Raw genomic sequence first — 5576 nt, forward strand, 5'->3', positions numbered from 1 at the left:
TAACAATACCGCAAAAAAGAGAGGAAAAGTATTTTTCATCCTGGATGATGATGTCTTTTATTATAATTGAGTTGCGCATTAAAAAAAACAAAAACAATCTGTTGAAAAACAAGCCACCCCTCTCGAGGCAGCTTGTTCCGAAATTAAGAAAGATCAAGTGACAGGCGATCTATTCATACGCTATTTCGCCGTGTTCGGAGATATCGAGCCCAACAGACTCACTTTCCCAGCTTGCCCTGATGCCGACCATGCTGTCCACAACCTTGAACAATATCCATGTCATAACCGCACTGAAAGCAATGGTAGCGACAGTCGCCAGGACCTGTATCCATAACTGATTCCAATCACCGTAAAGCGCTCCCTGTGCACCTCCTTCTCCGGTGATCGCCTGTGTAGCAAAAATACCGATAAGAATAGAACCGACGACACCCCCGACACCATGTACCCCGAAGGCATCCAATGAATCATCGTATCCCAACTTAGGCTTTACATACGCTACCATAAAAAAGCAAACCAAACCCGCCACCAGGCCGATGACAAAAGCACCCAATACGCCGGAAGAGCCGGCGGCAGGGGTAATGGCCACCAAACCCGCCACAACGCCCGTACAAAAGCCGACCACAGTCGGTTTTTTGTTGATAACCCAGTCGAGCGCGGCCCATGTCAGCGCCGCAGCTGCTGCGGCTATATTCGTAACCAGTAAAGCGCTCGCGGATAACCCGTCTGCCGCCAGGCCGCTTCCGCCGTTAAAGCCCAACCATCCCAACCACAGCAATGCCGTACCGATCACCACAAACGGCACATTGTGCGGAGTAATCGGAGTAGCCCCCTTCACATTCCAACCTTTTCTTTTGCCGAGAAGGACGGCCATCACCAACGCCGATATCCCGGCATTGATATGTACCACGGTGCCACCTGCAAAATCGATGGCACCCATTTCGCCTATCCAGCCCCCTCCCCATACCCAGTGGGCAAGGGGATTGTAAACCACGAGCGCCCACAACACGGAGAACAGCAGGAAGCCACTGAATTTAATGCGTTCGGCAAATGCGCCGATGATCAAAGCAGGAGTGATAACGGCAAACATTCCCTGAAACGACACGAACAAAAGCTCGGGAATAGTATATCCGTCGAGCAGGTCATTTATCCCGATACCCTGCAGAAAAATTTTGTCAAAACCACCTACCAAAGCGTTCAATCCTCCTTCTACCGAAGTAAAGGCAAGACTGTAACCGATCACTACCCACTCGATAATGATCACAGCGGTCAGGATAAGGCATTGCATCAATACACTCAGTACGTTCTTCCGGCGTACCAGGCCTCCGTAAAACAAGGCTAATCCCGGAATAGTCATCATCATTACAAGGATAGTGGCCACTATGATCCACGCGGCATCACCGCTGTTCAGGGCAGGTTCTGCGCCGTCCTGTGCAAAAGCAATGGCAGGCACGGCAAATAATGCGCAAAGCGCCATTATGTATTTTGATATCTTATGCTTCATATTTAAAAAAGTTTTTGTTTAATCATTCTGTCTCTTCCGAAGGTTCTAAGAATTGGGGGTATCCTTTTGATCTTTGTCGTATAATGACTCATCGCCCCGATCGCCCGTACGGATACGAATGGATTGTTCAATAGTGGACACAAAAATCCGGCCGTCACCGCTTTCACCCGTATAAGCGGATTGTAAAATAGCGTCGATCGATTTTTGCACATTCACTTCCCTGACTACGAAAGAGAGATAAATACGCTCGATGGCATTGACATCATAAGCGATCCCCCTGAAAATAAGACCTTGCTTTGCCGTTCCCTGACCTTTCACCCCCCACCATGAGAGGAAGTCGATGTCAGCTTCGTGCAATGCAGCCCGAACTTCGTCGAACTTTGATTTGCGGATAATTGCTTCGATTTTCTTCATACGATTAATTTATTTGGAGTAAAGAATAAAAATTATCAAAAACTCATCCCGAATACCAGAAAAACATCTTTTGTATCAGGGTTTACGATGGCCTGTGTAAAAACCGGCAGTGAGAACGAATCGGTGATGGTTATATCCTTGCTTGCTTTTACAGAAGCGTTGATCAATGCGAATCCGTTCGAATAAGCGCCTTCCCAGGGAGTCGCCCCCAGTATCAGATCGACATTCACCCCTCTCACCGGGAGGGTATAGCTCGCTTCAAAATAGCTGGAATAATCGTCATCCCCTGCAAAGTTGGTATTCCAGGCCAACGAGAGGGGCAATGATTCTCCCAACGAGTAACCCAAGGTGGCTTCGAACAGATGTTCCGAATAATCAAAATAATCGCTACTGCCGTCGGCATGAAGATCATGGGGAAAGAAATAGTCCGTCACCAAAACCGAAAAATTGCCGATGGAATAACCTGCATACAGGTCAAATTCTCTCCAGCTACTTTCGAAACTTGTCGACCCCCACACCCCAACGGAAAAATTGCCTGCTGAAAGCGAAATACCCGGTTGTACGGAAGCCGGCCCTGCATACAAACCCCGCCATATGTACGAACTCACAATATCAGCTCCCGCCGAGACAGTCACTTCCTGCGCTTTGATCCCACTTGTCGCATGCGATACAGCGACCAGAACAATGAATAATCCAAATTTTTTCATACTTTTTCATTTTTAAATGAATAACCCTCAATCTTTAATCTATTTGAAACCTAAACCTAAAACAAACAATCTTTTTGAAATCAAACAAGGAAAAATAAAATCTTTTTGACAAATTTACGATACAAAGATAATCAAAAAGATTATAAATCAAATAAATTTCAAACATTTTGATTAAAAATCAGAAAAAAATCTATACATTGGGTATCTACCGCCGGCTATTATCTATAAAAATAACACCTTGTTAATTAATAATCAAATATTTAGAGAATAAAAAATAAATAGTTATTTTTGTAGAAACCGATGAAGTGATATCTGCGAGTAAGTAAGAGCAAAACAACTGACAACAAACCGAAACCAGAAGATAAACTGGTTTGTATTTTGGTGAGGTGCGAAGGAAGAAGACATAATCAAACTTCTTTAGGTTTGCCGAGCGGGAGCAGATTGCACGAAGCGAAAGACCGGGAGTGGTATGTGAAACGCACTATAGCGTCCCACTGAATTGAGGAGTAAAATTATCGAAGGTGTTAAAATTAATATCAGATGAAGATGTTACAATCAAAAATCAGGACAAATGAAAAACTATCTCTGTACCCTTCTCCTTTTCTTGTCCTTCGGTTTCACAGGCACAGTGCAGGCGCAGTATGCAGACTGGCGGAAATTCGTGGAACAGTTGGCAGAGGAGGAGATGGACGAAACCACTATTGATAACATGTATGAAGAGTTGCTGCAATTAGAGAATAACCCCATGAACCTGAACACGGTCACCCGCGAACAATTGGAAAACTTCCCGCTGCTCTCTATGGAGGAGGCCGATGCCATTTCCCGTTTTTTGGAGACGAACCGCCCCGTTTATACGCTGTTCGAATTGAGGAACGTTCCCCTTATAGACATTAAGACCGTGGAGATGATCCTTCCCTTTTTCTATGTGGGCGAAACGGAAAAAAGGGAGGCCCGGCTACAGGCAACCGATATTCTGAAGAACGGCCGTCACGAAGTCCAGTTCCGTTTTGACAAAACGCTGACGCCCCGCGCCGGCTACGGAGAGTTTTCGGACAGCATCCTCGAGCGTTATCCCAACCGGAAATACAGGGGAGAAGATTTTTACACCTCGCTCCGCTACTCCTTCCGCTACCGGGACAGGATACAAATGGGTATTACGGCGGAAAAAGATGCGGGAGAGCCGTTCTTCAAGCCGGACTCTCTAAAAGGATATGATCATTATGGCCTTCACTTGATCATCAACGATATGGGAAGACTGAAAACAGTCGCTTTGGGGGATTACCGCCTCTCTTTCGGTCAGGGTTTAGTGCTGAACAACGATTTCATGATCAGCAAATCGTGGAGCACAGAGAATATTGCCCGCCGGACATTACAGCCCAAACGCCATTTCTCTACCGCTGAAAACGGTTTCTTCAGGGGAGCCGCCACAGTGGCGGAGATCGGGAATTTTTCCGTCACCGCCTTTTATTCCAATAAACGGATCGATGCCAACCTGTCGGACGAAGGTCACATCACTTCATTCAAGGAGGACGGCCTGCATCGTACTCCGCTGGAACTCAGTGATGAAAAGAGAAAGAATACGCGGGAACAGGTGGCGGGGGGCAACATCAACTTCCGCAAAGACCGCCTGCAACTGGGCATCAGCGCCCTATTCCATCAATACAACAGGATGTATAATCCGACGCTCCGGGATTATAACCTTTACTACCTGAGGGATTCCTCCAACTTCAACGCGAGCATAGATTACTCGTATCAGCTTCCCGGACTGATCTTCGCCGGAGAAACGGCCATCGCCAAAAACGGTGCAGTCGCCACATTGAACACCCTACAATACCGCCTCTCCGGCAACCTGTCGTTTTCCCTGTTACACAGATACTACCCCGTCTCTTACAATGCCCTGTACGCCCAGGCATTCTCCGAAGGAAGCAGTGTGCAAAACGAACATGGATTATACATCGGCGCAGGATTCAGCCCCTTTCCGAAATTCTCAGTGACCGCCTATGCCGATTTTGTCCGGTTTCCCTGGCTGAAATATGGCATAGATACCCCGTCGAACGCGACAGACCTTTACTTTCTGGGTACCTATACCCTGTCGCGCCAATCATCCTTAGAAGCACGATACAAGTACAAACAAAAAGAAAAGAATATTGCCTGGCCGGAGGAGAACAGCCGGTCAGTACTCCCCTATGCCACCCATAAATTCCGTTTCAGGTACTCCAGGGATCTTCGGAGCGGGTGGAATTTCCGCACCACCGCCGACGTGGTGCATTACAAGGAGAAGCATTTTTCCGCTGAGAACGGATTTATGATTTCTCAAAATATCGGCTACCGTGGTAAGGAAGCACTGACCGGGGACGCTTATCTGGCATGGTTCAATGCCGACACCTATGATGCGCGCCTCTATTCCTACGAGCGGAATCTGCTGAACACCTTTTATATGCCCTCTTTTTACGGGAAAGGTTACAGGCTCGCCCTTTCGGCTAAATACGCGATCACGCCCAATCTTTCCTTCTCCGTCAAAGCCGGACATACACGTTACCTCAACAGGGATACCATCGGCAGCGGAACCGAGCAGATCGACGGGAACAGCCGTACCGATTTTTTCACCTATCTTAGGTGGGTATTCTGAATGCACTCTGTTCCCCACTTCAGATGAGGATTTTGAAACGGTACGGCGGAGAGCCATACCGCTGTTACCGATAATTTTTGTACTTTTGAGCGCAAAATCATATTAAGGTATGCCCAATCCACTTCTTCAAATCGACCGGCTGACCAAAAGTTTCGGCGACCTGGTGCTCTTCAGCGACCTCTCCTTCGGCATCGCCGAGGGCGATAAAATAGGGTTGATCGCCGCGAACGGGTCAGGTAAAACTACACTGTTGAATATACTGGCGGGCAAAGAGCCGTACGACAGTGGGAGAGTGGTATTCCGCAATGATATCCGGCTGGCTTAT

The 5576-nt window shown here is 47.3% G+C and carries 5 protein-coding genes; 2 read left to right on the forward strand and 3 right to left on the reverse strand.

Translation table 11 applies throughout. The features are described 5' to 3' along the window. Positions 1–169: 169 nt before the first annotated feature. The 3 genes from Q0502_RS15740 to Q0502_RS15750 are packed head-to-tail and all read right to left on the reverse strand — an operon-like array spanning position 170 to position 2622. Positions 170–1501 (reverse strand): ammonium transporter, encoded by a 1332-nt coding sequence (locus Q0502_RS15740; RefSeq protein ID WP_298652781.1) that lies wholly within the window; start codon positions 1499–1501, stop codon positions 170–172. Between the two features lie 45 nt (positions 1502–1546). Then, on the reverse strand, positions 1547–1915 hold the full coding sequence (locus tag Q0502_RS15745; protein WP_298652785.1) for a P-II family nitrogen regulator: 369 nt from the start codon (positions 1913–1915) through the stop codon (positions 1547–1549). A gap of 35 nt (positions 1916–1950) precedes the next feature. After that, on the reverse strand, positions 1951–2622 hold the full coding sequence (locus Q0502_RS15750) for a TorF family putative porin (protein WP_298652788.1): 672 nt from the start codon (positions 2620–2622) through the stop codon (positions 1951–1953). A 571-nt stretch (positions 2623–3193) separates the two neighbouring features. On the opposite strand from Q0502_RS15750, the gene Q0502_RS15755 reads away from it, so the two are divergent. Together Q0502_RS15755 and Q0502_RS15760 are read left to right on the forward strand one after the other, a co-directional pair. Beyond that, positions 3194–5251, forward strand: coding sequence for a helix-hairpin-helix domain-containing protein (locus tag Q0502_RS15755; protein WP_298652791.1), 2058 nt, complete (start codon positions 3194–3196; stop codon positions 5249–5251). A gap of 109 nt (positions 5252–5360) precedes the next feature. Further along, a partial coding sequence (locus Q0502_RS15760; RefSeq protein ID WP_298652794.1) for an ATP-binding cassette domain-containing protein occupies positions 5361–5576 on the forward strand: 216 nt, incomplete at its 3' end.

Origin of the sequence: uncultured Proteiniphilum sp., from assembly GCF_937873925.1 — a bacterium.
Taxonomy (GTDB): domain Bacteria; phylum Bacteroidota; class Bacteroidia; order Bacteroidales; family Dysgonomonadaceae; genus Proteiniphilum.